The sequence below is a fragment of the Bradyrhizobium tunisiense genome (assembly GCF_042263385.1).
GTDB classification, from domain to species: Bacteria; Pseudomonadota; Alphaproteobacteria; order Rhizobiales; family Xanthobacteraceae; genus Bradyrhizobium; species Bradyrhizobium tunisiense.
The window spans coordinates 1-23659 of record NZ_JBHLEV010000013.1 but is presented as its reverse complement, the minus strand read 5'-3'; the positions used below and the strand labels follow the sequence as shown (position 1 = coordinate 23659).

The 23659-nt window shown below is 61.7% G+C and carries 31 protein-coding genes; 19 read left to right on the top strand and 12 right to left on the bottom strand.

Annotated elements, in window-relative coordinates; genetic code table 11:
* Positions 1-2: 2 nt before the first annotated feature.
* A complete protein-coding gene (gene pcaG, locus ACFDR6_RS34560) occupies positions 3-629 on the top strand; it encodes a protocatechuate 3,4-dioxygenase subunit alpha (protein ID WP_317240749.1) in 627 nt (208 codons plus the stop codon).
* Positions 630-633: 4 nt separating this feature from the next.
* Here pcaG and ACFDR6_RS34555 read toward each other — a convergent pair whose 3' ends face one another.
* A complete protein-coding gene (locus tag ACFDR6_RS34555) occupies positions 634-1533 on the bottom strand; it encodes a helix-turn-helix domain-containing protein (RefSeq protein WP_375861085.1) in 900 nt (299 codons plus the stop codon).
* A gap of 50 nt (positions 1534-1583) precedes the next feature.
* Between ACFDR6_RS34555 and pobA the strand changes: the two genes are divergently transcribed.
* Positions 1584-2756, top strand: a complete 1173-nt coding sequence (pobA, locus tag ACFDR6_RS34550) for a 4-hydroxybenzoate 3-monooxygenase (protein WP_212092670.1) — start codon at positions 1584-1586, stop codon at positions 2754-2756.
* 188 nt (positions 2757-2944) lie between these two features.
* Here the strand turns inward: pobA and ACFDR6_RS34545 are convergent, their stop codons facing one another.
* The gene (locus ACFDR6_RS34545) at positions 2945-5095 is read right to left on the bottom strand and encodes a CHASE2 domain-containing protein (protein WP_375861084.1); all 2151 of its coding nucleotides are present in this window, start codon (positions 5093-5095) and stop codon (positions 2945-2947) included.
* Positions 5096-5114: 19 nt separating this feature from the next.
* Positions 5115-5783: a hypothetical protein gene (locus ACFDR6_RS34540; RefSeq protein ID WP_375861083.1), complete on the bottom strand. Its 669-nt coding sequence runs from the start codon at positions 5781-5783 to the stop codon at positions 5115-5117.
* Positions 5784-6207: 424 nt separating this feature from the next.
* Between ACFDR6_RS34540 and ACFDR6_RS34535 the strand changes: the two genes are divergently transcribed.
* From ACFDR6_RS34535 to ACFDR6_RS34525, 3 genes are all read left to right on the top strand, one after another.
* On the top strand, positions 6208-6654 hold the full coding sequence (locus ACFDR6_RS34535; protein ID WP_212092667.1) for a hypothetical protein: 447 nt from the start codon (positions 6208-6210) through the stop codon (positions 6652-6654).
* A gap of 165 nt (positions 6655-6819) precedes the next feature.
* The gene (locus ACFDR6_RS34530) at positions 6820-7101 is read left to right on the top strand and encodes a hypothetical protein (RefSeq protein ID WP_212092666.1); all 282 of its coding nucleotides are present in this window, start codon (positions 6820-6822) and stop codon (positions 7099-7101) included.
* The gene (locus tag ACFDR6_RS34525; RefSeq protein WP_349643075.1) at positions 7043-7165 is read left to right on the top strand and encodes a CHRD domain-containing protein; all 123 of its coding nucleotides are present in this window, start codon (positions 7043-7045) and stop codon (positions 7163-7165) included. Before ACFDR6_RS34530 ends, ACFDR6_RS34525 begins: the two co-directional genes overlap by 59 nt.
* A gap of 45 nt (positions 7166-7210) precedes the next feature.
* Here ACFDR6_RS34525 and ACFDR6_RS34520 read toward each other — a convergent pair whose 3' ends face one another.
* The 3 genes from ACFDR6_RS34520 to ACFDR6_RS34510 form a co-directional block, all read right to left on the bottom strand.
* The gene (locus tag ACFDR6_RS34520; RefSeq protein WP_212092732.1) at positions 7211-7576 is read right to left on the bottom strand and encodes a VanZ family protein; all 366 of its coding nucleotides are present in this window, start codon (positions 7574-7576) and stop codon (positions 7211-7213) included.
* A gap of 163 nt (positions 7577-7739) precedes the next feature.
* Positions 7740-8159, bottom strand: coding sequence for an EAL domain-containing protein (locus ACFDR6_RS34515; RefSeq protein ID WP_349643074.1), 420 nt, complete (start codon positions 8157-8159; stop codon positions 7740-7742).
* A gap of 329 nt (positions 8160-8488) precedes the next feature.
* On the bottom strand, positions 8489-8662 hold the full coding sequence (locus ACFDR6_RS34510) for a hypothetical protein (protein WP_212092665.1): 174 nt from the start codon (positions 8660-8662) through the stop codon (positions 8489-8491).
* A gap of 569 nt (positions 8663-9231) precedes the next feature.
* Here ACFDR6_RS34510 and ACFDR6_RS34505 point away from each other — a divergent pair.
* The 3 genes from ACFDR6_RS34505 to ACFDR6_RS34495 all read left to right on the top strand — a co-directional run bounded on the left by ACFDR6_RS34505 (position 9232) and on the right by ACFDR6_RS34495 (position 10387).
* Positions 9232-9522 (top strand): hypothetical protein, encoded by a 291-nt coding sequence (locus tag ACFDR6_RS34505; protein ID WP_375861082.1) that lies wholly within the window; start codon positions 9232-9234, stop codon positions 9520-9522.
* 41 nt (positions 9523-9563) lie between these two features.
* Positions 9564-9980, top strand: a complete 417-nt coding sequence (locus tag ACFDR6_RS34500; protein WP_212092663.1) for a hypothetical protein — start codon at positions 9564-9566, stop codon at positions 9978-9980.
* 128 nt (positions 9981-10108) lie between these two features.
* Positions 10109-10387: a hypothetical protein gene (locus ACFDR6_RS34495; RefSeq protein ID WP_375861081.1), complete on the top strand. Its 279-nt coding sequence runs from the start codon at positions 10109-10111 to the stop codon at positions 10385-10387.
* 123 nt (positions 10388-10510) lie between these two features.
* Here the strand turns inward: ACFDR6_RS34495 and ACFDR6_RS34490 are convergent, their stop codons facing one another.
* The gene (locus tag ACFDR6_RS34490; protein WP_375861080.1) at positions 10511-11731 is read right to left on the bottom strand and encodes a hypothetical protein; all 1221 of its coding nucleotides are present in this window, start codon (positions 11729-11731) and stop codon (positions 10511-10513) included.
* Positions 11732-12205: 474 nt separating this feature from the next.
* On the opposite strand from ACFDR6_RS34490, the gene ACFDR6_RS34485 reads away from it, so the two are divergent.
* Together ACFDR6_RS34485 and ACFDR6_RS34480 are read left to right on the top strand one after the other, a co-directional pair.
* The gene (locus tag ACFDR6_RS34485; protein ID WP_375861079.1) at positions 12206-12445 is read left to right on the top strand and encodes a hypothetical protein; all 240 of its coding nucleotides are present in this window, start codon (positions 12206-12208) and stop codon (positions 12443-12445) included.
* Between the two features lie 147 nt (positions 12446-12592).
* Positions 12593-13015 carry a hypothetical protein gene (locus tag ACFDR6_RS34480; RefSeq protein WP_375861078.1) on the top strand — a complete coding sequence of 141 codons (423 nt, stop codon included), beginning with the start codon at positions 12593-12595 and terminating at the stop codon, positions 13013-13015.
* A 224-nt stretch (positions 13016-13239) separates the two neighbouring features.
* Here ACFDR6_RS34480 and ACFDR6_RS34475 read toward each other — a convergent pair whose 3' ends face one another.
* Together ACFDR6_RS34475 and ACFDR6_RS34470 are read right to left on the bottom strand one after the other, a co-directional pair.
* The gene (locus tag ACFDR6_RS34475) at positions 13240-13515 is read right to left on the bottom strand and encodes a hypothetical protein (RefSeq protein WP_375861174.1); all 276 of its coding nucleotides are present in this window, start codon (positions 13513-13515) and stop codon (positions 13240-13242) included.
* A 74-nt stretch (positions 13516-13589) separates the two neighbouring features.
* Entirely contained in the window at positions 13590-13895 is a 306-nt protein-coding gene (locus ACFDR6_RS34470; RefSeq protein ID WP_375861077.1) for a hypothetical protein, read from the bottom strand.
* A 297-nt stretch (positions 13896-14192) separates the two neighbouring features.
* Here ACFDR6_RS34470 and ACFDR6_RS34465 point away from each other — a divergent pair, with 297 nt between their 5' ends.
* The 4 genes from ACFDR6_RS34465 to ACFDR6_RS34450 all read left to right on the top strand — a co-directional run bounded on the left by ACFDR6_RS34465 (position 14193) and on the right by ACFDR6_RS34450 (position 18209).
* Positions 14193-15398: a polysaccharide biosynthesis/export family protein gene (locus ACFDR6_RS34465; RefSeq protein ID WP_317240742.1), complete on the top strand. Its 1206-nt coding sequence runs from the start codon at positions 14193-14195 to the stop codon at positions 15396-15398.
* Positions 15399-15499: 101 nt separating this feature from the next.
* On the top strand, positions 15500-15772 hold the full coding sequence (locus tag ACFDR6_RS34460; protein WP_212092659.1) for a hypothetical protein: 273 nt from the start codon (positions 15500-15502) through the stop codon (positions 15770-15772).
* Between the two features lie 1170 nt (positions 15773-16942).
* The gene (locus ACFDR6_RS34455) at positions 16943-17563 is read left to right on the top strand and encodes a hypothetical protein (protein ID WP_249154018.1); all 621 of its coding nucleotides are present in this window, start codon (positions 16943-16945) and stop codon (positions 17561-17563) included.
* Positions 17564-17954: 391 nt separating this feature from the next.
* Positions 17955-18209, top strand: a complete 255-nt coding sequence (locus ACFDR6_RS34450) for a hypothetical protein (protein WP_212092658.1) — start codon at positions 17955-17957, stop codon at positions 18207-18209.
* A 46-nt stretch (positions 18210-18255) separates the two neighbouring features.
* Here ACFDR6_RS34450 and ACFDR6_RS34445 read toward each other — a convergent pair whose 3' ends face one another.
* On the bottom strand, positions 18256-18633 hold the full coding sequence (locus ACFDR6_RS34445; RefSeq protein WP_317240740.1) for a hypothetical protein: 378 nt from the start codon (positions 18631-18633) through the stop codon (positions 18256-18258).
* Between the two features lie 285 nt (positions 18634-18918).
* Between ACFDR6_RS34445 and ACFDR6_RS34440 the strand changes: the two genes are divergently transcribed.
* The 4 genes from ACFDR6_RS34440 to ACFDR6_RS34425 all read left to right on the top strand — a co-directional run bounded on the left by ACFDR6_RS34440 (position 18919) and on the right by ACFDR6_RS34425 (position 21881).
* Positions 18919-19785, top strand: a complete 867-nt coding sequence (locus ACFDR6_RS34440) for an HlyD family type I secretion periplasmic adaptor subunit (RefSeq protein ID WP_375861076.1) — start codon at positions 18919-18921, stop codon at positions 19783-19785.
* Between the two features lie 90 nt (positions 19786-19875).
* Positions 19876-20355, top strand: a complete 480-nt coding sequence (locus ACFDR6_RS34435; RefSeq protein ID WP_317240736.1) for a hypothetical protein — start codon at positions 19876-19878, stop codon at positions 20353-20355.
* A gap of 584 nt (positions 20356-20939) precedes the next feature.
* Positions 20940-21383, top strand: coding sequence for a hypothetical protein (locus ACFDR6_RS34430; RefSeq protein ID WP_375861075.1), 444 nt, complete (start codon positions 20940-20942; stop codon positions 21381-21383).
* A gap of 123 nt (positions 21384-21506) precedes the next feature.
* On the top strand, positions 21507-21881 hold the full coding sequence (locus ACFDR6_RS34425; protein WP_375861074.1) for a hypothetical protein: 375 nt from the start codon (positions 21507-21509) through the stop codon (positions 21879-21881).
* A gap of 65 nt (positions 21882-21946) precedes the next feature.
* Here ACFDR6_RS34425 and ACFDR6_RS34420 read toward each other — a convergent pair whose 3' ends face one another.
* Together ACFDR6_RS34420 and ACFDR6_RS34415 are read right to left on the bottom strand one after the other, a co-directional pair.
* The gene (locus tag ACFDR6_RS34420; RefSeq protein WP_212092651.1) at positions 21947-22375 is read right to left on the bottom strand and encodes a hypothetical protein; all 429 of its coding nucleotides are present in this window, start codon (positions 22373-22375) and stop codon (positions 21947-21949) included.
* Entirely contained in the window at positions 22372-22611 is a 240-nt protein-coding gene (locus ACFDR6_RS34415) for a hypothetical protein (protein ID WP_317240733.1), read from the bottom strand. The genes ACFDR6_RS34420 and ACFDR6_RS34415 overlap by 4 nt, the downstream gene beginning before the upstream one ends.
* Here ACFDR6_RS34415 and ACFDR6_RS34410 point away from each other — a divergent pair.
* The coding region (locus ACFDR6_RS34410; RefSeq protein ID WP_375861073.1) for a DUF5801 repeats-in-toxin domain-containing protein at positions 22610-23659 on the top strand (1050 nt) is incomplete at its 3' end. The two genes, ACFDR6_RS34415 and ACFDR6_RS34410, sit on opposite strands and share 2 nt — an antisense overlap.

Below are 23659 nucleotides of genomic sequence, written 5' to 3'. Positions count from 1 at the left end.
CCATGACGCAGCCGCTCAACTATCTCAAGGAAACGGCCTCGCAGACCGCCGGGCCCTACGTCCATATCGGCCTGATCCCGGCGATGGCCGGTTTCGACATTTTCGAGAAGAACTTTTCCAACGTGCTGGTGACGCCGAACACCAAGGGCGAGCGCATCACGCTGGAAGGCAAGGTGCTCGACGGCACCGGCACGCCGCTCCGCGACGTGCTGCTGGAAATCTGGCAGGCCAATGCGAACGGTCGCTACAACCATCCGGCTGATCGGTCGGCCGGCGCACTGGAGCAGGAGTTTCGCGGCTGGGGCCGTGCCGGCTCCGACTTCGAGAGCGGGCTCGTGTCCTTCGAGACCATCAAGCCGGGTGCGATCACCGACAGAGCGGGCCGGACATGCGCACCGCACGTCAATGTCTGGATCGTCGCGCGCGGCATCAACATCGGCCTCAACACGCGACTCTATTTCTCGGATGAAGAGGCCGCCAACGCCGCCGACCCCGTGCTCAACCTGATCGAACAGCCGTCCCGGCGCTCGACACTGATCGCAAAGCGCGGCGAGCGTGCCGGCAAGGTCGTGTATTCCTTCACGATCAATTTGCAGGGCCCGGAGGAGACGGTATTTTTCGACGTGTAGGGCCTCACGTCTCTTCGCCATGGAGCTGCGCACGGAACGCGCGCGGCGAGACGCCCGTGGCTGCGGTGTAGACCCGGCTGAAATAGGCGGGGTCATCGAAGCCGAGCGTGTAGGCGATCGTCGAGACCGGCAAATTGGTGTAGACGAGGTTGCGCCTCGCCTCGCGGATCAGCCGGTTGAGGATGAGGTGCGAGGCAGTATCGCCGGTCGCCGCCCGTGTGATCCGGTTGAGATGCGTCGGCGTCACCGCCAGCGCCTCGGCATAGTCCGCAACGCTCCAGCGTTCCAGATGATGCTGTTCCAATAGCGCCTCGAAGCGGCGGAACAGGCTGGACTCGACCGTGCCGTTGCCGCCGCTCTCGCTCGTGAGCGCGCGTGCCACCAGTCCGGTCATGGCGGAGGACAACGCGCGTAGCACATGCGCCCGGCCGAAATCGCGGGCGGCGTGTTCGGCGAAGATCTGCTTCATGATGGTACGGATCTGCGGCGTGCCGCGCACCACGGCCGAGCGCGACAGCGCACCGCGCAGGCCCTCGGCGGCGAGCAGCCCCTCGTCCAGAATCTCCGCGGCGATGGTCAGCACCCACCCTTGCGTATCGGGCACGAAGCGGAAGCCGTGGACGTGGCCGACGGGCACGTTCACGATCTGCATCGGCCTCAGGGGCGCCACCCGCCCGTCGAGCGTCGCCTCGCCGCCGCCGCGCTCGATCAGCAGCACCTGGTGCAGCCGGGCGTGGCGGTGCACCGCAAAGGTCCAGTCGTGCAATACCGAGCGGGACGCGATGGTCTCGCAATGCACGACATCGGGCAAGTCGCCGGACTCGCCGAACAGGTTATAGATCCGGATCGCCGGGGCTGTGCGTCTCATGTTCGAATTGTACAAGACAATGGCGAAACCCTCCATCGGTCTGCGGCGCCAAATCTGCAAAAAAGTGCCGACGGGAGGACTCAAAAATGAAAGTTCAGGTCTGTATCATCGGCGGCGGGCCGTCCGGGCTGCTGTTGTCCCAGCTCCTCCACCTGAAGGGCATCGACACGGTCGTGCTGGAGAAATACAGCCGCGACCATGTGCTCGCTCGCATCCGCGCCGGCGTGCTCGAGCATGGCTTCGCCAAGTTGATGCGCGAGGCGCAGTGCGGCGAGCGGATGGACCGCGAGGGCGAAATCCACACCGGTTTCGAGATTGCCCATGACGGGGTGCTCTCCAAGATCGACCTGCACAGGCATTCAGGCGGCAATTCGGTGCTGGTCTACGGCCAGACCGAGCTGACGCGCGACCTCTACGAGGCGCGGGACCGCCTCGGCGGCAAGGTCGTGCACAACGCGGAAGACGTGACGCCGCATGATCTGACGTCGGCCCGGCCCTACGTGACCTACCGATCGAACGGTGAGACCATCCGCATCGATTGCGACTACATCGTCGGCGCCGACGGTTTCCACGGCGTCAGCCGCAAATCGATCCCGAAGGACGTGCTGCGCGAATATGAAAAGGTCTATCCGTTCGGCTGGCTGGGGGTGCTGTCGCGGACGAAACCGGTGTCGCCCGAGCTGATCTATGTGAAGCACGAGCGCGGCTTTGCGCTCTGTTCTCTGCGCTCGCAGGTGCTTAGCCGCTACTACATCCAGGTGCCGCTCACCGACAAGGTCGAAGACTGGAGCGACGATGCGTTCTGGGCCGAGCTGAAGCGCCGCCTTCCGGACCAGGTCGCCGGCAACCTGATCACGGGGCCGTCGATCGAGAAGAGCATCGCGCCTCTGCGCAGCTTCGTCGCCGAGCCGATGAGCTATGGCCGATTGTTCCTCGCCGGCGATGCGGCTCACATCGTACCGCCGACAGGAGCGCGCGGGCTGAACAGCGCGGCATCAGACATCTATTATCTCTACCACGCCTTGCTCGCGCATTATCAGAGCGGCGATGATTCCGGACTTGCAGGCTATTCCGCCAAAGCGCTCGCGCGGATCTGGAAGGCGCAGCGCTTCTCCTGGTGGATGACGATGCTCCTGCACCGCTTCCCCGATCGGCCCGCATACGAGGATCGGTTGCAGCAGACGGAGCTGGAATACCTGCTCTCGTCCGAGACGGCGCAGCGACTGCTCGCGGAGAATTACGTGGGACTGCCGTTTTAGGGTGGCGTGTCTGGCGCGGGCGTTTTTCCTTCTCCCCTTGTAGGAGAAGGTGGTGCGAAGCGTCGGATGAGGGGTCTCTCTCCGCGTATTCACGAAGCACGCGCGGATACAAACCCCTCACGCGCCTCGCCACTGCGCGGCGAGCCACCCTCTCCCCACAAGGGGCTAGAGGAACTCAGCGCGCCTGGCTACTTTCCTTCGAGCGCGTGGACCGGTATCCAGTCGGACGGTGGCGGATCGGCCATCAGCGCTCGCGCGCGGTCGGAAAAGCGAGCCGATGCCGGATCAATCCGCGCGACACGCCCGAACGCGTCAGCCGCCTTCGCAAAATCCCGCGCGCGCCAGCATGCGAGCCCTTCCGCATACGCCGCGGTCACCTGCGTTTGATCGGCACTCTCCGCGCCCTTGGCCGCCAGCGGCTCAAACACCTTGATGGCCTCGCCGCGGCCCTGCACCCTGATCGCGTCGAGCTCGCGCCAGGCGAAACTATCGCCGGTCTGTGCCATCGTCGTTTCGGAGGCCATGATCGCGGTGCCGTAATATTTGTTGGCGCCCTCGAGCCGAGAGGCCACGTTCACGGTGTCGCTCATCACGGTATAGTTGAAGCGGCGCCGAGAACCGATATTGCCGACCACGGCTTCGCCGCTGTTGAGTCCGATGCGATGCGACAGGCCGTGCCCGGCGAAAGCGGCATTGCCGGCATTGAGCTCCGCAAGCCTCGTATGGCACTCCAGCGCGGCGCGAACGGCGTTGCGTGCGTGTGCGGGATCGTCGGCCGGTGCGCCGAACATGGCGACGATGGAATCGCCGATATATTTGTCGACATAGCCGCCATGGCTTTCGATGATGTCGGTCATGGCGGACAGGTATTCGTTCATCAGCGTCACCAGCTCGCCCGGCGTCATGGTCTCGGCAATGGACGAGAAGCCGCTGAGGTCGGAAAAGAACATGGTGATGTTGCGCAGCTCGCCGCCGAGCGCCGGCATCTTGCCGGAAGAGACCATGGTCTCGATGACTTCGGGCGCGAGATAAAGGGCAAAGCTCTTGCGCAGGAAGCGCTCGTCGCGATCGGCTAGCACAAAGCGGTAGCCGATCATGATCGCGAGGGCGGCAAGGCCGGCGAGTGCCGGCTCCGTCAACGGCAGCGCCAGGGCACGGACGAACGCGCCGAGCGCCATGGCTGCGTAAATGGCGGTGAGAGCGAACCAGGCGATCAGCGCTCCGCTCGGCGCAAGCATGCAGGCCGCGCAGGCGATGATCGCTGCGAACGCGATCGTGAGAATGCTCCGCGCGGGAAAGCCCAGCTCGGTCACGGCATCGCGCTCGATCAGGTTGCGGACCGCGGTGGCGTGCACGAACACGCCGGCGACATCGCTGCGGGCGCGTTTCGTGGCACGCTCCGGCGCGGGCAGGGCACATCGTGCCGCCGGCATGCCGTCATGCCCGCCGGACAGGCGCATCGATGTGAGCTTGCGATCCTCGAAGTTCAGGACCGTGCCGAGCAGAACGACCTTGCCCTCAAAGGCGCGGCGGAAGAAATCGCGATCGCCTTTTTCGACGCAGGCGCGCAGATCGGCGAAGGAGTAGGCCGGCACGTCGCGGCCGAGCCCCCGAAAGTTGAGCGTCATTGTATTCGACACCGCGCTCGGGATCGCATAGCCGGACAAGTCGGTCGCGCCGGACGACGCAATCTCGGGCTTTGCGCCAAGCGCGCGCGCCGCGAGTTCGACCGCCATCGCGGGCACCGGTTTGCCCTCGATCGAGAAGCTCAGCGGCATTCGCCGGATCACGTCATCGGCGTCGGTATGCACGTTCAGCGCGCGAATGCTGTTGCGCACCGCGACCTGCTGTGCGCGATAGGGGACCTCCGGATGGTCGTTGCTCAGGATATCGCCGAGCACCAGTTTTCCGCTGTCCGAGATTTGTCGCAGTGCGATCAGGTAATCCCGGTCGAAGCCCTTCATGCGGCTGCCGACCGAGGTGTCGCCGAAGGGAATCTCCGACTGCTCGATCGAGCTCGGAAAAATGACGTCGAATCCGATCACCTTGGCGCCGCCCTCGGTGATACTGCCGAGCACCCGGCCGATCTCGCGCGTCCAGGTCTGCGTCGGCGACCCCTTGAAGGGCGGGGTCTCATAGGTTTCCCCGTCGATGGCCACGACGACGACCGGCGATGTCGTGGGATCGCGGCGATCGCCAATGAGCTTGCCGCGCAGTGCCGTGAGGATGTCGAGCGAGAGGCCTTGCAGTGTCTGGAGCGGCGGAGACGTGAAAATTGCGCCCGCGAGGAGCGCAATCAGGATAGCCGCAACGATGTCCCGTCCCCCGATCCGCCGCATCGCCCCGTCGCTAGGCTGCTTATTCGAGCCGCAGCAGGCGGCCGATGATCGGGGTCGGTGACGAGGTGGCGCTGGCGTCGACCAAGAAGGTGTAACGCTTGGCGCCGAGGCTTGCGAGATAACTGCCGCCGGGGGTCAACGATTTCCCGGCCTTGGCGAAATCGTAAAACTTGCCGCGGATCATGATGTCGTTCTTGAGCGGCACGCTGATCGTGGGTTCCTTGCCGTCGGTGCGCTCGATCACCAACGTGCTTCCGCTCTTGGCCTGGACCAGCGGCGCGACGCCGTAGATCGTCCGAAGCTTGGACGGAGTGCCCTTGGCGTCGGACCGCACGGTCCGGAACGTGGTCGCGGCACTCTGGTTCGCCTCGCGCTCGGAGAGCTGCGCCGCCTTGGTGTCACAAGGCACCTTGGCGCGCTGTACCTCGCCGAGCTGCACGGTGCTTTGCTCGGCGCCGACCAACACGACGCCTTCGCTGATCGTCTCGCGCAGACAGGATTTGAGGTAGCTGAGCGTAATCCTCGCTTTGGGCCCGAGCTTGATGATCTTGCCGGGGGCGACATAGTCCATGAATTCGACGCCGTCGACCTTGCCTTGGACATCCTCGACGATCGCGGCCGGCGTCTCCGCCAGGGCGGGGGCCGCAATACAGAACGCGCCGACAACGGCGCCGATCAGGCTTCTCATGGGTATGCTCATTCAATTCGACCGATATTTCGTTGGATCCCCGTCCCGGCGCGATGCTTAGCAGCAGAGCGGCCAGGCAAGTGTGACCAGAATCACTCTTTGAGTGTTGGTGCACTTTAGCAGGAAGTGGTTCAAACCCGCCATCGGCGACAAGGGATGTCAAGCTGTTGGCCGGAGGACGATATCAGGTGGTCGTGCGGCAATTCTTGGCACCGAGCTGGATCGGCTCGCGACCCCGATCTTCTCGCCGATCGTCGCAGGAGGCCGGATCACCGCCGTCTCCTGGTCAGCCTCGGGCGGCGGCGGCAATTCGACGGGTTGGCTTTGCAGGGCGTTAACCGTGGCGGAATGCTCGCCAGCTCGGTCATTGTCGCGCCCCAGAGTTGGTTGCAAATACCAGTGAAATTCTACGGCGGAAGTTTCCATGATGAGAGACGGCAAGTACGCGGCCTGGTTCAGGACCCCGCGCGCCCAGGGCACTGGCGTCGTGCATCTGGCGGAAGGACGGATCTCCGGCTGCGACAGCTTCTTCACCTATGGCGGTTCCTATCGGTTCGATGACGAGCAGCGCTTCACGGCCGTCCTGACCACGCGGCGCTACGCCGACGGTCCGCCGACGGTGTTCGGGCTGGACGAGGTCGAGGTCAATCTCTCGGGCGTGTGCAACGGTGCAATGGCGACCTGCTCCGGAACGGCGAGGGAAGCGCCCGACGTGATGTTCGAGGTGACGCTGATCTACAGCCAGGAAGATGCGCCGGCTGTGGACGCTCGCAGTGCCGTCGTGAAGTTCAATGACAAATTGCCCAAGGGCCTCGACAGCCGTTCACGGCCGCGCCATTTCCCTGCACCTCCGAGGCCGTCCGTCTCTTGAAGCATGATCCGGAAAAGTGCGCAGCGGTTTTCCGGAAGATCATGCTTGAACGATTAGTCTTGCATTGACCCTATCGCAGTGAAACGGGCTGCGACCGCGGTTCAGCAACGGTGCGTTCAGTCGCGCAAAGCTAGGATGAGGCCGCAGTAAACGACGGACGAGAATATGCCTCAGATATGGATGACATACGACGAACTGGCGACGCTCAGCGGCTGCACACCGGCAGAAGCCCGACTGCAGGCCATCCATTTGTCGCTTGACCGCCGCAAGAGCCGCGACGGCGCAACGCGCGTCAAGCTCGACCTGGCGCTGACGGCCAGGTTCTTCGCTTCGATCCGCGAAGCGGATTTCGATCTCGACGGCGCCATCGAGGCGCTCCAGAGCACCCATAGGCAAATGGCCGAACCCCTGGCACCAACCGGGTTCCGCGAGCGCGGGGCGGCTTGACTACGCGAACATGCATACCGCAGCGAACCCAGGCGGCGAGCTGCGCGGGCAGATGATGAAGTAGGAGGCATGTGCCGTGGCGCTGGAAGGTTTTCCAGCGCCGTGAGCTTCAGGCTGGCGGCCGGGGCAGGAAGGCCAAGATCGTCTGGGCGAGGATGACACCGACGGTGCCTCCCGCCGCCTTTTGCAGCACGTCGAGGAAACCCGGGTCACGATCGGGGATCAGCGATTGCAGGACTTCCAGCCCCATTGCGACGGCCACGACGAGCGAGCAGGCCAATACGAGCCGGCCGGGCAACAGAAAAGCCAGCAGGAAGCCCAGCAGGCCATAGGCGCTGAAGCGCTCGATCACCACGATCCAGTAGGCCTCGTGATGCCCCATGAGCGCCGGCCTTCCCGCAAGCTTTGCCAGGGTGGCATAGACGATGAGAGCGAGGCAGATTCCTGCGGCTGCGATGAGGTGGTTTCGGCGCATGGCCCACCATAGCCGCTGGGATGCCATTCCGCTTCGAAACACGAGAATATCGTTAAAGCGCCTCGTCGTTCCTGCGGGGCGCGGACTGTCCGGAACCTGGACGCGATCGGAATTCGGGAGGCCACTTCGTCGGCGAGCGACGGATGCGATGCGGCGGAGATGGTCAGGCTACCATGACGTCGCCAGCCGGGCATGCTGAGCGACGGCGTGAATCGAGGAGCTCGCTGAATTTCGCAAACGGGAGCGGTGCGGCGACGAGATAGCCCTGTCCTTCTTCGACGCCGGACGCGATCAAGGCACGGCGCTGCTCCTCGGTCTCGATTCCTTCCGCGACGACCGTCATCCGGAAGTCCTTGGCGAGCGCGACCAACATCTCGACGATCGTCGTGGTCGATGCATTCACGGTGATGGTGTCGACGAAGAACTTGTCGATCTTGATCGTGTTGGCGCCGAGCCCTTTGAGCCGCGACAGGCCACTATGGCCAACGCCGACGTCGTCGATGGCGACACGGAAGCCATGGTCGCGCAGCTCGGCCACGATGGCTGCGGCGCGCGCGAGATCGTCGAGCTCTTGGGAATTGATCCTAGCCAGCGGGGGCCAGGATAGGGTTTAACGGGTAGACCGGTCCGGAAGGGCTACCGAGTGGTTTGCCTGACCGAGCGTCGCGCGGCCCGAGCATGAAAGTTGAGCAGTATGATCAGGACGTTAAGCCTCCTCCTGTCGTTGGTCGTCGGAAGCTCCGCGGCCTGGGCGCAGGGAACCAAAGACCAGCCGTCGGGCAGTCAGCCAACCTCGCGCAGCGGCACCGCCACGAACTCCGGTTCGGACAGCATGGGTGGAGCTTTCAAGGGGACGGGGACACCCAATTACGGAACCAGCCCCGGGATGGGCTCCCAGAAGAAAACACGCAACTAGCTCTTCTTGCCGGACTTCGACTTGAGCGAAAGACCAAGCCGCAAGGCCATGCGCTTGATCGCATCGGGCGAGCGTCCGAGAGCTTTCGCCGCCTCTTCCAGCGAAGCCGAAGATTTCGCCAGCTCCATGAGCCTGCGGTCTTCCTTGAACGACCAGGGCTTGCGCGCCATAACCAAAATGATCCTCTCGTCGACACAACGACAAAGCCGCCAAGCGACCCATGTTCGCTCGACGGCTCTGCTTGGGTAGGGCCGGGCTTGGGGGAGCCGGTGCGAAGATGGATATGCGATTGGTGAGACTTCGCAACAAACAACGCGGATTAAGCTAACCTGGCAACCTTACCGCGATGAAATCCGCACGCGGCGCTCCGTATAACCACGGTGTTCTCGCGCGACGTGATGAGATGAAGCCTGCTTGCTGCAATGAACGGAGGTGCGGCCATCGTAATCGCCCGCCCGCTCCAACCCGATGGTCGTGGCAAAGTCAAAACAGCCATGTGGGGTTAGGTTAACTCGTCGCCGTCCTTGAGCGCTTTAGAAGGGCAGCCTAAGACGGATCAGTTTACTGCGAGCATTGGGCCGTCCCGATTTTTTCGGCGCACAGGTGGGCATGGATGACGTATCTCATTGCGTTGCCGGGCGCTGTGATCTGCGCCCTCATTTTGATCGCGTTTGTTGCACCTATGACCGGCATCTGAAAGATCTTCCAGGTCCCTGGATCATGAATGAGGGGCATCCGAATGATTGATCAACGGCACAACGCGCCCCGCAGGTATTTCGTTGACACGCAACGGCATCGTGTTCTGATCGGCCTTTCGCTGGATGAGACGGCGGAGTTCGAAGCGCTGGATGTCGCCGTGACGCAGACGCTGCAAATCGCGGCTGAACCCAGCGTGGCCAAGGGAGCCGCCGCGGTTGACGGCGTTCGATGGCTCGAGCTCTATGCCAAGCACGAAGGAGCCTGGCGGGTGTGGATCACACGAAGCCAGGCGCAGCGGACGCAGGATTTAGGCTTTGTTAACTATGTCTGACCGATGGTAGCGGCTTAGATCTCGAAATGGGGATGGCCCACATGTTTCAGCTGTTCCTGCGAGCACGCGCGCATAACTTGCTCGGCTCCCGCCGCGAGGACAAGACCTTCAAGGCGCGCTCCGCCGAGCGTGATGCGGAGACCGACCGCGCGCGGATCGGTGCGGTCCTGACGGCCATCGAAACAGCATTGCAGGAGGCGGAGCGGGAGCAGGCCGGCCTCAATCGGCGTGTCGACGATGCCCTCGCGCGTGCATCCGTCACTTTCGGAAACGGTACCGACGAATATCTCGAGCGGGAGCCGCTCGACAATCATCATCAGGATCTTTTTGCGGCCGACATCTCGAATGGCCAGCGCCGGCTCAAGGAATTGGCAAGCAGCATTGCTCACTTGAAGTTCGTCAGGACCGCAATGCTCACGCGTTTTCCCGATTTCAAGCCGCCGCAGCTCAACAGCTAGTGCAGTGCTCGCGATGCGCCGCACGTAGCGGCGCTCGCGTGGCAATTTCGGCGTTGCTTTGCCGTTTGGGGCCTCGATCCTTTTTGCTATGGTCCCGTCAATCATTTCCGGATTGAAGGAGCAACGAGGTGCCGGTCAAGAATTTGCGGACGTTGGTTGGATTGGCGGGTGCTCTGACGCTGGCCGCGACGGCGACGGCGTCGGCCATCACGGCCGAAGTGGCGCGCGCATGCGATGCGGCGGTGGCCAAGGCTTTTCCGCCCAGGCAAGTCGGCAACCCCGCGGCGGGAAGCGCAAAGGGAACGGGCAAGGACCAGCGCGAATACTTCAAGAAATGCGTCGCCAACAACGGCAAGGTCGACGACATGCCGGCGGACGCGCCCAAAGACAATAAACCAGCCAAATGAGGCAGAGGGCCCAAGATGGAGGCTGCGCTAAAGCGCGATTCGATGAGGATCGTCATCACGCTTTAGGTTGTTGTTGAGTATGATCTTTCCGGAAAACCGCTGCGCACTTTTCCCGATCATGCTTTAGCGTCGGGGCGGCGGACAGGGCGAGTAGAACGCGCCGTTCGCCGCGTTGACGCGTTCGACGCATTGATTGGGATCGGTGATCGTTCCGGCCACCGTGAAGTCGTAGCCCATGCCCTTGACCACCACGATGTAGCGACCGGGAGCGAGCGTGAAGCCGTCCTGCTCTGGTTGAAGCAGTAGCATCCTCGACTGATCGTCGATCGGGCCTACCTTGTAGGGGTAGGACATGCTGCGGATGACCCAGGAATCACCGGCGCTGACGATGGCCGCTTTCCCGGTAGCATCGACGCCCATCGCGCGGGACACTTTGGCGATCACCCGGACTTCGGTGCCGCTTGCATCGACACCCCCGTCGGGCCTGAACACGATGAATCTGACATCGCCGTCCGACAATGTAGTCGCGCTCGGCGTGGTGATGGGCGCCGAGATCGCGACGCGGCGGTCCGGAATCTTGCCCGGCACCGGCTTGAGCTCATGGAGCTGGCCCTCGCTCAGGGCATAGACGCCAAACGTCGTCGGCAGGGGAATCGAGGGGTGTGCAGGCTGCGCCGGCTCCTTCTGGCTATCCGGCGCCGGTTCAGCGGTTTCGCCGACCGCGGGAGGTGCGCTGGCGGTCGGCTGAGAGTCCGGGCTGTTCGGCGCTCGCTCCGGCGGCCGGATCATCTGCGACAATGCGGAAAGCTGTGTCTTCAGCCGGGGCCAATTGACGGCCACGGTTGCGGCCGCACCGATGAGCAGCAGGATGGCCGTCAATCGAGCCAGAGATTTTAAGGCGCCGCTCCGTTTGGGGCGGTCGGGCGATGCTGGCGGTGCGGCTGGACGGTGTGGTGCTCCCGTGTCCTTCGGAGTTAGCGGCGAAACCGAAACCGGTGAGGACATCGGAACGGGTGGCGGAGTGGGAGTGTGGAGGATTGGGGGCACCGGGGCGGCGGCTGCCGCAACAGGTTTTTGCGCTTCCACCGCGACGCTGCGCTCGGAGGAACGCTCGACCTCCTTGATGGCAAGTTCGAGGACTTGCAGAAGCTCGCGAGATTCCCGCGCGTCGGCGTGCGTGAATTGTTCCAGAAGCTTGACGCGCGCCAGCTCATAGACGATCTCCCGCATCTGTCGGGGATCGTCGGATACGGCGCGGATTCGGCTCGACAGGAGACGGATAAACCCGGCTTTGATCTCTTGCGTCGTGGGAGCGTTGGCCGCAGTGTCACCGGAGTCGGTCATCAAGGCCGATCAAGTAGCCCGAATGAGCCTATTTCGCTAGGTCTTTCACCTCGTACCCGTCGGTTACGCCGGCCTGCCATGATCCTGCGCGATCGTCTCGGAGGGTTGCTTTTGGACGGAAACCTGTGACATTTCGCCAAGCTCCTCATTCCGGTGTTTGACCATGCGCGGCGTTTTGACGGCAATCACGTTTTTGGCCTTCCTGATTCAACCGGCGTCTGCGCAAGGAACCAAGGATCAGGCCAACACCACGAGCTCCAGCATCATCACGACACCCGATAAGAAGAAACAGACCACTCAGGCGGCCTCCCGGCCGACCGCGGTTCGGAATGTGACAGGGAGCTTGCCGACCGGACGGGCGGCCCAAGGCGTCTGGAGGGACGGCAAGCTGGTCGCCGTGCCCAGGTGAAGCGCAAGCATCTGTGATGGAACAGTGTTCGCCTCCCTGACGTTCATGCTCGGGAGATCTCGCACATGAAACGATTAATCTTGATCACATTCGCCCTTGTCGCGCCCGCCGGCGCTTGGGCCCAAGGCGTCAACGATCCCTCGACGCCCAATCGCAACGTGATCATCGTCAATCCGTCGCAGCCCGCGCCCCCCAACGCCACGCGGAATATTCCGAGCCGGATCGAGCCCCCGGTGACGACTTATGGACGGGCCCGGCCCTATCACGGCAACACAACCCGGGGCAGCGGATCGAGCCGTCGTTAGGCGAGGGCGACTAAGGAAATCTCGCCCGCGAATTCGCTTCCTTGCAATTGGCAAGGAGATAGAGTGCGGGAGACGAGAATTACCGGTTAATCGTCCCTATGATGTGTCCCTGAAGTGATACGCGTGCGAACCGTTCGACGTGACCATTTGGCAGTTGACCAGCGGCTCGGGGCGCTGTCCCGGACGGTCATCATCGCCGCAGGTGCGATCGGTCTTGGTCTCGCCAGTCCGTCCCCGTGTCGCGCCCAGACCGAACCGGCGCCCTCGCTCAACGACTATCTTCCACCGAGCGAGCAAGAGGTCACGCGCGACGAATGGCGGAAGCGGATCGATGACGCGCGGCGCCGGGCCAAGGAAGTCTCGCGCGAGCGGCGCGAGCATCCCGAGCTCTACAAGCCGATTCCGGAGGATCCGGACCTCGTCGCGACCGAACGTCTGCTCCGCGACGACAGCCTGCAACGAGGCGATATCGTCACGACCAAGAAGGGCATGTTCGTCTACCAGGGGCGTTCCGACCAGCCGCGCCGCGATCAGGACTTTATGCCGGTCAATCCGAAATCGGTCCGCTGAGATTCAGCACCGCCGCAAGATCTCGTTGAACTTGGCGTCGGTCACCTTCGTGGTCTCGAGCAGCAGCGACTTGCCTTGCGGCGTTGTCTGCACGTAGGCCGTGATCAGCAGCGGTTCGCAACGGGAGCGATTGGCCAGCGCGGAGCGGATCTTGCCTCTCCAACACTTAAACCTTGGACCGATTGCGTGTGGGCTCGTTGCACCGTTGACCGGCGCGATCAGCGTCAGCGGGTGGCCTTGACCGGGTGACCGAAGACGCGGGCGGCTCGGGCGGCAACAAGGCCAAAGCGAGCGCCTGAGCCAAAGAGATAGCCGGCCTGGAGAGCGATGACCGCGAATACCGCGCCTTTCAGGCTACCGAGGACGGTGAGATCGACCATCACGCCGACCGGGATGGCGGCGAGCATCATGACGAAGGTCAGTGGCAGCAGCACCAGGACGCGAAAGCGTTGGCCCAGCGCGGCCCCTGCCAAAAAGCTGCAAATCAAAAGCGAGATCATCCGAAACACTCCGTGCTCCGGACCCTAGGTCCCCCCCCCTGAAAAGACCCTTAAGTTGTATGACTAAATTGCGCTTATTGGCCGCAAATTGTCAGCAGCCATGAAAGGCTTCTCGCGGCCCATTCAAGAGCACCGTTCCTTTGTCTCGCCGGTGCTCCTCTTGTCAGCAACAGACAACGAAGCGTCGTCTGCCATTTTCCGGCGGCAAGGGCCTGAACCTCATCGCGCAATCGCACCGCAGCCATCAGGACCTTCGGATGGCTCTGCGGCGGCGAGGCCCCGGATTGAGGCCAGAGCACATCAATCGCGGCCTTCGACGCGCACCGGACAATCAAGCCGGCGAAGTCCGGATCGGACTGACTGGTGTCGGCTGTCTTCATGCTAGGAGGGAACCTGCCGAACATCAGAAGACGGCCGGACACCGCTTAACAAACCAGCCCTAGCAGAAGACGACGAAGCCGCGCCTAGCCGCATCGCAGCCCTGACTTGGGCGATTTGCGCGCCGACTGGACACACGAAACACAACAAATAGTCACAAAGGGCTGAATTGACAGCCAAACAGTGGCCTACGGGCAACAGCGGCTGATGGATCGCCACCCAACCACTCTGGAACGCTTGTCGCACTGCCCGCGCCGCCGTACCAATTTACGTCAGCTGAGGAGCCTCGGACGCGATTCATGTCATCTGTTGTTGCCAAGACCTATGTATTAAGGCCCGTGTTTCTGGCCGTCGCTTTGGCGCTTGGAGCGTGCTCAACCAATCCCGGCTCCGGTCCGCTGACCGATGACGTTAACAACAAGATTCAGACTGAAAACGCGCCGGCTTACGAGCTGGTGCCGCTCAATCCGGCTACCGTAAAGATTCTGCACACCCACGAACCCAAGGGGCTCGCCGGTGCGTTCACGGACAAGCGGCCGCCGGCCAGCATCGTGTTCGGGATCGGTGACGTCGTCAGCGTTACCATCTTCGAAGCCGCCGCAGGCGGTCTGTTCATCCCGGCGGAAGCCGGCGTTCGCCCGGGCAACTATGTGACGATCCCGGATCAGACGGTCGACAATGACGGCTTCATCACCGTTCCCTATGCCGGCCAGATCAAGGCGGCGGGTCTGACGGCAGTCCAAATCCAGCGCTCGATCATCGAGAAGATCGGTAACCGCGCGATCGAACCGCAGGCGGTGGTTTCGATGTCCTCGCAGCGGACCCAGCTGATCAGCGTGCTCGGCGAAGTCAATTCGCCGGCGCGTTATCCGGCGAGCGCGGCGGGCGCGAAGGATCGCGTGCTCGATGCGATCACGCGCGCCGGCGGCATCAAGGGCCAGGGCTTCGAGACCTGGGTCATGCTGGAGCGTGGTGGACGCCGGGCCACCGTGCCGTTCGAAAATCTCGTGATGGCGCCCGAGAACAACGTCTATGTTCGCCCCGACGACAGCATCTACGTCTATCGCGAGCAGCAGAAATTCATGGCGTTCGGCGCCAGCGGACAGAGCGGCGAGTTCAACTTCGATGCCTGGCGCATCAACCTCGGCGAAGCCGTCGGCAAGTCCGGTGGTCTCCTCGATGGTCAGGCCGATCCGGCTGCCGTGTATCTCTATCGCCGCGAGCCGCGCGACGTTGCTGCCCAACTCGGCATCGACGTGAGCAAGTACACGACCGAGACGATCCCGGTCATCTTCAACGTCAACTTCCGCGATCCGGGCGGCTTCTTCCTGGCCACCAAGGTCATGATGAAGAACGGCGACATCATCTATGTCTCGAACTCGCGCAACGTCGAAGTCTCCAAGTTCCTGAGCTACATGCGGGTGATCATGGCGACCGGCAGCGATGCCGTGAACCTCTCCAACGACGCCCTGATCTTCCGCAACAACGTCAAGCTGGCGCCGTAAGGCGCCGACTTGATCGACCAAACGCGATGGCACCGGGGCTTTATTGGCGTATTGCGCGGTTGGATTCGAATAGTCATCTTGGAGTGAAGGGAGCTTTACGAATGTTCAAAACGGTTGCGCCGCTCAGCGTTTTGGCGATGGTCGCTTCCTTCGCGGCGGTCAGTGGTGCAAACGCCGGCATCCCGATAGCCGGCGCGACGGCGCTGCTGGCAGGCAATGGCCAGACGATGCCCGTCACCTTCTGGGCACAGCCCTATCCCGAACGTTATGTGCCGCGGCGCCGCTGCCCGATCGTCCGTGTGGAGACACCCTACGGCTGGTACTTCGATCGCGTCTGCGCGCCGACGGGACCGGTGCTTCGCAGGGCTTACTGATCCGCCTCATTGATTAGATCGGACTCAATTCAGGAAGCAGTCGTGCGAGCTACACGGCTGCTTTATTAGTTCATAGTGTCAGCTTTGCTTTTTGAAGCAGGCGATCATCTCTTTCACCATAAAGTGGCCGACACATCACCGGACGCCTGCCGAGGCTGCGTATAGCGCAACGGACCTCAATTGAAGTCTCTTCCGCACCTCAGTTTCGGGTGCGACAGACATCAAATGCTCTCACCGCACCGACTTTTATGAGCAGGCGCACTAGCCGATGCTGCCTCGAGCCGTCGCCTTAGCTCGGACTGGCAGCATCATGGCGACTGCTTTGACCGATTTCCTACGTCTACTAGTCGCGCTGCATTAGTCCCGCTAGCTGCCGGATGCTGGTCCAGATAATTCTGGGGCCTGGTCGAGAAGCCGTAAAGCTCCGGATTTCCAAATCTGGAAAGGGGTGTTCAACTACAGGAACACCGAGGATATTTTGGGAATGTTGGTCGAAGCGACCATGTTCGTTTTTTTTGGAATTTTATGAATGCGCAAGTTAGCTGTATCAATTGGGCCCGTTTTCGCGGTCGCTCTCGCAGTCGCGGCATTTTGGCCGGCGCGACACGCAGATGCGGAGCGGTTCGGCGACAGTGTTTATGAGACGATCTGGTTCTGGCGTATCCCGGCTTACACCAGTAATCCAGCCTGGCGCGTGCAGTGGAGCTGGAGCGATCCTCTTCGCGCACAAGCGAGATGCTGTCGGGCGCCTTCACAGTCAGGTCTTGCCCCAGGAAGAGATTTGCAGATTGCGCCAGGAACAAAACAACCGATTGCACGGTTGGAGGCTACGTAAGAGTCAGCCACGGGTTGTGCGCGTCTTAGGCGTGATCGTCGGTACTTTCAGCAGAGTTCAGGACTTGCCGCGGCTAGCGAGCAGCGGTCAGCTACGCCGCTACTGCATCCAGCCATGTCATTCGACGCAGACTTCGACACACCGACACCGAGCAGGAGGCTTTATCTAGTCAACCCTTGCTCGCGGAGTCGATGGCCGCTGGAGATTTCTCCCAATTTACTAAATCTATTCTTCGTCTTTGTTATTCACTTTAAGCTTAACCAGAAACCTAATCTTCGATTTACAGTCCCAACGATCGGTTTACCTTCCTTGAAGTCGATTCAAGGACGCTCACTATGCGCCGCCTAAGGTTCACACCGTATTTCATCACCATTATGGCGACGTCGAGCCTTGGTGTGATGGCGGACGATAGGGAGCTTGGTAAGCAACGGTCGAGTTCAATCGTTCCGGACGTGAGGGTTGAATGCTCGCTGACCGGAAACACTGGCCAACCATTCGATCCCCCAACGACATCCACGATACCGCAGACGGAAGCATTCGTTGCCGGGAAACATTTCAAAGAGAACATCACGCCGGGCGCGCGAGTGAAGATTTCGTGGCTTGGCGCAACTTTTGCGCGCCGGTTTGCCGTCAAGGTGGAAGCGAGCACGGACGATGCATCCCTGCAAGCCTACGTATTGAGGAGCCCCGCAAGTGACACAGAGATCATAGGAGAACTGAACGCGCGCAATGAGACCAAGCTCGGGGATGTCTGGTGCCTGTTGTCGCTGCAGGGGAATGGAGAAAGCGGGGCCTTGCAGATTGACTCTCGCCCGAACGTTTTTTTTGTCCGAGATGGTAGGGGTGATCTTGGGGTTGTTGACGCGATATGGGCGGGTGCGGGTTGGGAAATCGGAGCCAGTCCGATCGGAGACCAGCGGAAATGGCCTCGTGGCGCACGGATATTCGCTCGCTGACCAGAGGGCTTCTCGACCGGGGCGACGCGCCCGTCTTCGGGCTTGAAGACCATCCGTTGCTGAGGCCGAGAGCCCGAATGGCCGTGCCAATTCACAGAAGGTCGGCAGCCCTGATGGCGCGAAGCGTGTCGTTGAACGGCATGACGTTCAGAGCTGAGTTCGCTTGCCTAGAGAATATGTGAAGCAACGGAAGCGAAAGCGACCAGCTGCAGTGGAGAGCGATGCTTAGATACTCAACTTGGCAGTTCGTCTCAGGATTCGCACCTCAAGCTCAGCTTCCCTAGTTCAGACCAAGTGGAGACCTCCTCAAAAAGACCGCGTCTAGACGCTTGATTGCAAACTCCCGCTTTGGCAGAGTTTGGACGTTAAGGCACAACAACTTGAGGGCAACATGCCAAAATTGCTGGCTGCCACCGCTCTGACCGTTTCGCTGATGTTTGTTTCCGGCGCCGCCCATTGCGGCGTCTATCCACTTGGGGATGAGCCATACCGGCTCGATTGGGGCTACGATCCGGAAATCCAGTCAGGGTGCTGGAAATGGAATTGGCAGCTCCAGCAATTCCAGAACTATTGCCCCGTGTATGTACACCCCAAGGCCTATATGTACCCCCGTGCCAGGGCGGTAGTCGTCCGCGCCAAGGGCTAACACGCAATGAGCGGCGTCTTGCGAAGGCGCCGCTCCGACCTGCCAATCAATAGTTCTCGATCGTGCAGGCGATCTGGCTGTGTTTGCCGAAATTCAGCAGGGCATTTCCCCGGAAGCCGTCGACCCACACGCCGCGACCCGCATAACGATAGCCGACGCCCATCGGGATCATGCGGACGTGCAAGCCGCCGGAGTGGCCGGTCCGCAGCGACGCCGTCACCACCTCACCGGCGATAGATACCGCGATCGGGCACAGCGGATATTGCCTGCCGTTCTCACAGGTAAAGACGAGCTCCGAGCAGCCGCCGACCGCGGCTGGCGACGCCCGCAGGGCCATGTCGGCGGCGGCGGCCGGGCGAGATGCTGCGGCCAGAAGCAGGCCAAAAGCCACCGTCGCAATAAGCTTGCTTGATAGATTGCGCATCGCCGCTCCAAAATGGGTAAATAATGTCCTGCAAAAGAGCAAAAAGCGGCGGCAACGTCAAACCCGCAAGTGGGATTGGCCGACTGCTTCGCACGAGATATCTCGTCCGTTGCAATCCTGCATCGGTTGCCCTCTCGTCAGGGACACGCGCCGCATCCGATCCGGGTCCCTGCTCGGCAGGGCGCCGGCCTTGGAAAATTTGGCAAAGCCTCTCGACCTACGGCGGCTTGAGCCCAAGCTCGCAGCTATTCGAGAAATCCAAATTTCCTGCCATTCTCCGGGAGAATGCAGGCCGTTTTATCCGCGCTCGAGGGGCAGCGCAGCGTCATCCGCGAGAAGATCAACCAGCTGGGATCGCAGATCGTCGGCGCCGAAGCCCAGGTCAAGGCGTACACCGATCAGATTTCCTCGGTTCAAGCCGAGGCGGAGAACATCAGGCCGCTGGTCGAGAAGGGGCTGATTGCGCGGCCCCGCATCCTGCAGCTCGAGCGCACCGCCTACGGTCTCGACGGTCAGATCGCCGACGCCAACGCCAATATCGCCAAGGCGCGTCAGGCGATCGCCGAGCAGCAGCAGCAGATCGCGCTGCTCGACAACGACCGGATGGCCGACATCACCAAGGACCTGCGGGACACCCAGGCCAAGCTGCTCGAGGTGATCCCCAAGGCCATGAACGCCAAGGCCGTGCTCGGCCGGATGGAGATCCGCTCGCCCTATGCCGGCCGCGTGGTCGGGCTCGCCGTGTTCTCTGTGGGCGGCGTCATTCAGCGCGGCGAGAAGATCCTCGACGTGGTGCCGGTGCGGGACGGGTTGACCATCGAGGCGCAAATCGCAGTCGAGGACATCAGTGACGTCCGCCCGAACATGGCGGCCGAGGTTCACCTGACGGCCTACAAGCAGCGCATCATCCCGATCATTCACGGCGAGGTCACCCAGATCTCGGCCGACCGGCTGACTGACCCGAAGACCAACAATCCCTATTACACGGCGTTCGTTCGCATCGACGAGGCCGAGCTTGCGGCGATGCCCAACGTCAAGCTCTATCCGGGTATGCCGGCCACCGTGATGATCCCGACGGTGCAACGCACGGCGTTCGAGTATATCGTCGGTCCGCTGATCATGTCGTTCAACCAGTCGTTCCGTCAAAAGTAGGTTGTTCGCGGGCTGATGCTGCCAGGCCATTCCAACCGCCGGCCGAGCAAAGACAGTGAGCTTCGAGTATCAGGCCGGGTAGCGAGGGGAATGGCCCGTCCCGTCGTCTTGCTCGCGAGTCTCGCGCTTCTCGCCGGGTGCGGCGCCGCTCGGCAGATCATCCTTGAAGAGACTGCCGATGTGGTCGCGCCGATCAGCCTGTCAGAAGCGCTGGCGCATTGCCGCAATGGCTTCCCCGACCAGATCGTAGAGGCGGTGCCGCGGGCCGAGTGCATCGTCAAGGCCACCGAGAGCGCGGTGCGGCCTGGCCTGCCCTATCCCGAACTGCTTGACCGAGAAAACGGGCTTCGCAAATCCCTCGCCGAACAAGTGCGGACCGGTACAATGTCGTTGCTCGAACGGAATGCTCAGCTTTCGAAGTTGCACAAGGCGCTGATTGCCGAGGAGGAGGCGCGGCTCAGCGCCGCGCCCGAGGCGAGGCCGAAGAGTCCCCGGGCCGTCATCGAATGGAGGGCGTCCAACCCCGACGCCTGCGGCGGACTTGGCGGCAATACCGCGAACTGCTTCTAAGATGCGCGAAAGGGATGCGGCCATGACAGGGCTCTTTGGCCCAAGAGTCAGATTGTGCCGCCGAGCAATCGGGAGTTGTTGTCGCCATGATCGTGCTCGGAAACAGCTGGGCGCGCTCTGGATGTCGCGACCTCGCTTCGACCCTTGATCTGCTGGAGGCGGGCTTCCTTGCCGCGACGGGATCTTTCGCTCCGGCATGGTCTGAACGGGAGTGTTACAAAAATGCCTCGGTTGCCGGAATTCCATCGATGCGGCTCCCGCTTTACCGGCCAACAGCCCCTCCCAGTAGTCTTCCGTACCGGCATGCGGTTGACCGGTCTCAGGTCACCGTGACAACTTGCCGCTCGGGCGTTGCGGGTGGCTCAGGGTGATTCGACCACGGGCAAGTGCGGGTGTGCGGTTCACGCTTGTTTTCAGGAGGAAAGCGGGCGGTTAACGCTTGCTTAGCAACCAGTCCTGAAACTCGAGTATCGATTCGACCATAGACAGCCATCGCGCCGCAAGGGGCAGACAAGCGGGTTTTGAGAATGATGACTGGCCGGTGCTCACCCCTGACGATCTGTTTGATTCGCGGATTTCTTTTGGTGCTCCTCATCCTTCCGTTCAGCGCTCAAGCCAAGGCGGATGGATTCGAAGGGCCGACCTTTCGGAAGGGCCTTTGGCACTTCGTGCGAACGTTGGACATGGTTGCTCATCGCAAGACCAAGCAGAGGCTCCTCGAGCGAGAAATGACCGCTTGCGTTGATCCCACATTGTCGATGAAGGCGACGTTCTCTTCTCCTTCCGTTGGCAGATGCGTGTCCGCCAGACCCGAACGGCGGGACAACCAGTACACCTTTGCAAATCGCTGCGACTACATGGGCCCCGTCAGTACCGTGATCACGGTGCATAGCGAGGAGGCCTATACCGAGAAGAACGAGGTGAACGAAGGTCAGATGCCGAGGGTCGAGTTGGTCGTGGCGCACCGGATCGGCGATTGTGATGGGGGCGAAGAACAGCGACCGACAGCCAAGACGCTCTCGCACTAAATACCGCATCTGGCAGTGTAGAATCGGCCTGCTTCGAAGCCTGGTTGCTCAGCGCCTGCCGGACAGGGGCTTGCGCCTCCCCGCAAGACGCGGAAATATGACGCGTCTGTGCGCGAGGTGGCTTTGCGGTTGCTGATCGGGATTGCATGTTCGGCGGGTCTGTATGCGCTGGCTGACATAGCCGCGGCGCAAGGACCGCAATTGCCCGGTCAACAATCCAGCCCGGCGGACCAGATCAAAGTCGAGACATTGCAGACGATCAGGCGTTCCGACGGTTACGGAATAGCCAGTTTCGTCCTGTTCAACGGTAGCGATAGCAAGATCGAATCGGTCGAGCTGGCGTGCTGGACGGATAATGACCCGGAGCGCCGGACCACGGTTTTGGTGTGGGCCAACGGGGCGATCTCCGCGCAAATGAGCCAGCAGTTCAGGAACGTCAATATCGGCATGGTCGGGATGACCTCGCGAAGCGAGTGTGAAGTGACGCGGGTGAACTGAGCACTGGTCCCGGGCCTGCCGAAGACGCGAAGCTCGGACCGTCAGCCCTTTTGAAGAGCGGCACCTCAGATCTTCTGCTGAGTGCCCGTCCCGGCAACGTTCACTGTAATCTTCTGAATTTCGGTCCGGCCTTCGGAGTATTTGATTTCGATGGTCAGCGCATCGCTGCCTACGAAATCCGGCGGCGACTTATAGAATGCGATGTAGGCGGGCACTTCGAGCGCGAGGCAGGCCTTGTAGTTCGTCGCTTTGACTTTGCCCGTCTTGACAACGACCTTCCCGGACGCCGGAGGAGTGGCCAGGCGGATCGTCGGCAGGGGGCCGGAGGTGCAATCGGGTTTGACGTTGACGTACAGTCCGATTTGCGTGTCCTTGTTCGGCAGCGCCTTGAATGTCCGTTCGACGGTCTGGACCGGCATTTCGCGATCTTGAGCCGCAGCTGCCTGCGTGCCGAGAGGCCCCGCCAGCAGGGCGACCACCAATAGCCGTCTCATCCTGTGCTCCACCCGCCGCCTGCCGGATTGGGACGACGTGCCAAATTGGGAAATCTGAGCATTTTTGCAACGCGGCGGCGCCATGTTGTTCTCTTTACCACATCTTGATCGAAAGTATTGATTAACCAAAGAGTTTTCTTGACCCTCTCCAGGGTTAACAATACCCTAAAGTTAGACTTTTCGGCAAATTTGCCAGCTTTTTTTACTTTCACGTTCTGTGGCGGAGAGATTTCCATGAACGAGCAATTTCGGGTTGCGCAGGTCACTGGCGCTGGAAATTCCAACAACGCTTCGCCACCCCGCATCTTCAAGCTCACCAAACCGTTCGCAGACCAGGCGGTCGTGTTGAACCTTGGATACGATCAAAAAGTCCAGGTCGATTTCTCCGCCATCGCCAACGAGAAGATCACGCTCATCCACGTTGGTGAAAAGCTGATCATTCTTTTCGACAACCGGTCCACGGTCACCGTCGAGCCGTTCTTCGATTCGCGGCACGATCAGCTCGGCAATCTGACGATCGAGGTTGGGCCCGGCCGCGTGCTCACCGTCGCCGAATTCGCCAGCGCCTTCCCGATCATCAGCGATCCGACGGCTGCTTCGGCCGTTTTGCCGGCCGCGGGCGATTCGCTCGGCCAGAATAACGCGCAGGGCAGCGGTGCGAACTTCAGCCCGTTCTCGATCGATCCCCTTCCTCCCATCCCCAGCAACAACCTGGCGCCCCAGGAAGAGCTGCCCGGATTCCAGATCCAGCTGCCGACCGGTTTCATCCCGCAGACGCCGGTGCCTCCAGCGCCCACGATTGCGCTCGGCACGCTGCCGGGCTTGATTGTCGACGAGAGCTTCCTGACCGCCGCGACCAACGGCGTCGATGGCACCACGCCTAACCTTGCAAGTACCACGGTAAGCGGACTGTTGCCTGTGACGCTGAACGTGCCGGGTGGCGTGCAGTCGCTGACCTTCGCGCTGTCGGTGAGCTCGCCAAATGTGGATTCCGGTCTGATCGATTCGGCAACGGGACAGCACGTTCTGCTGTCGGTCAGTGCTGGCGGTGTCGTGGAAGGGCGGACCGCTGGTGGCGGCGACCTGGTGTTCACTGTCTCTGTGGATGCAGCGGGCAACGTCACGCTGACAGAGCTGCGCGCGGTGCACGAGCTGACGCCGGGGGATTTCAATGAAGGGATTTCATTGCCGGCCGGACTGGTCACGATCACTGCGATCGTCACCGACAACAGCAATCAAACGTCCAGCGCGCAAACCGATGTTGGTTCGCATTTGACTTTCCTG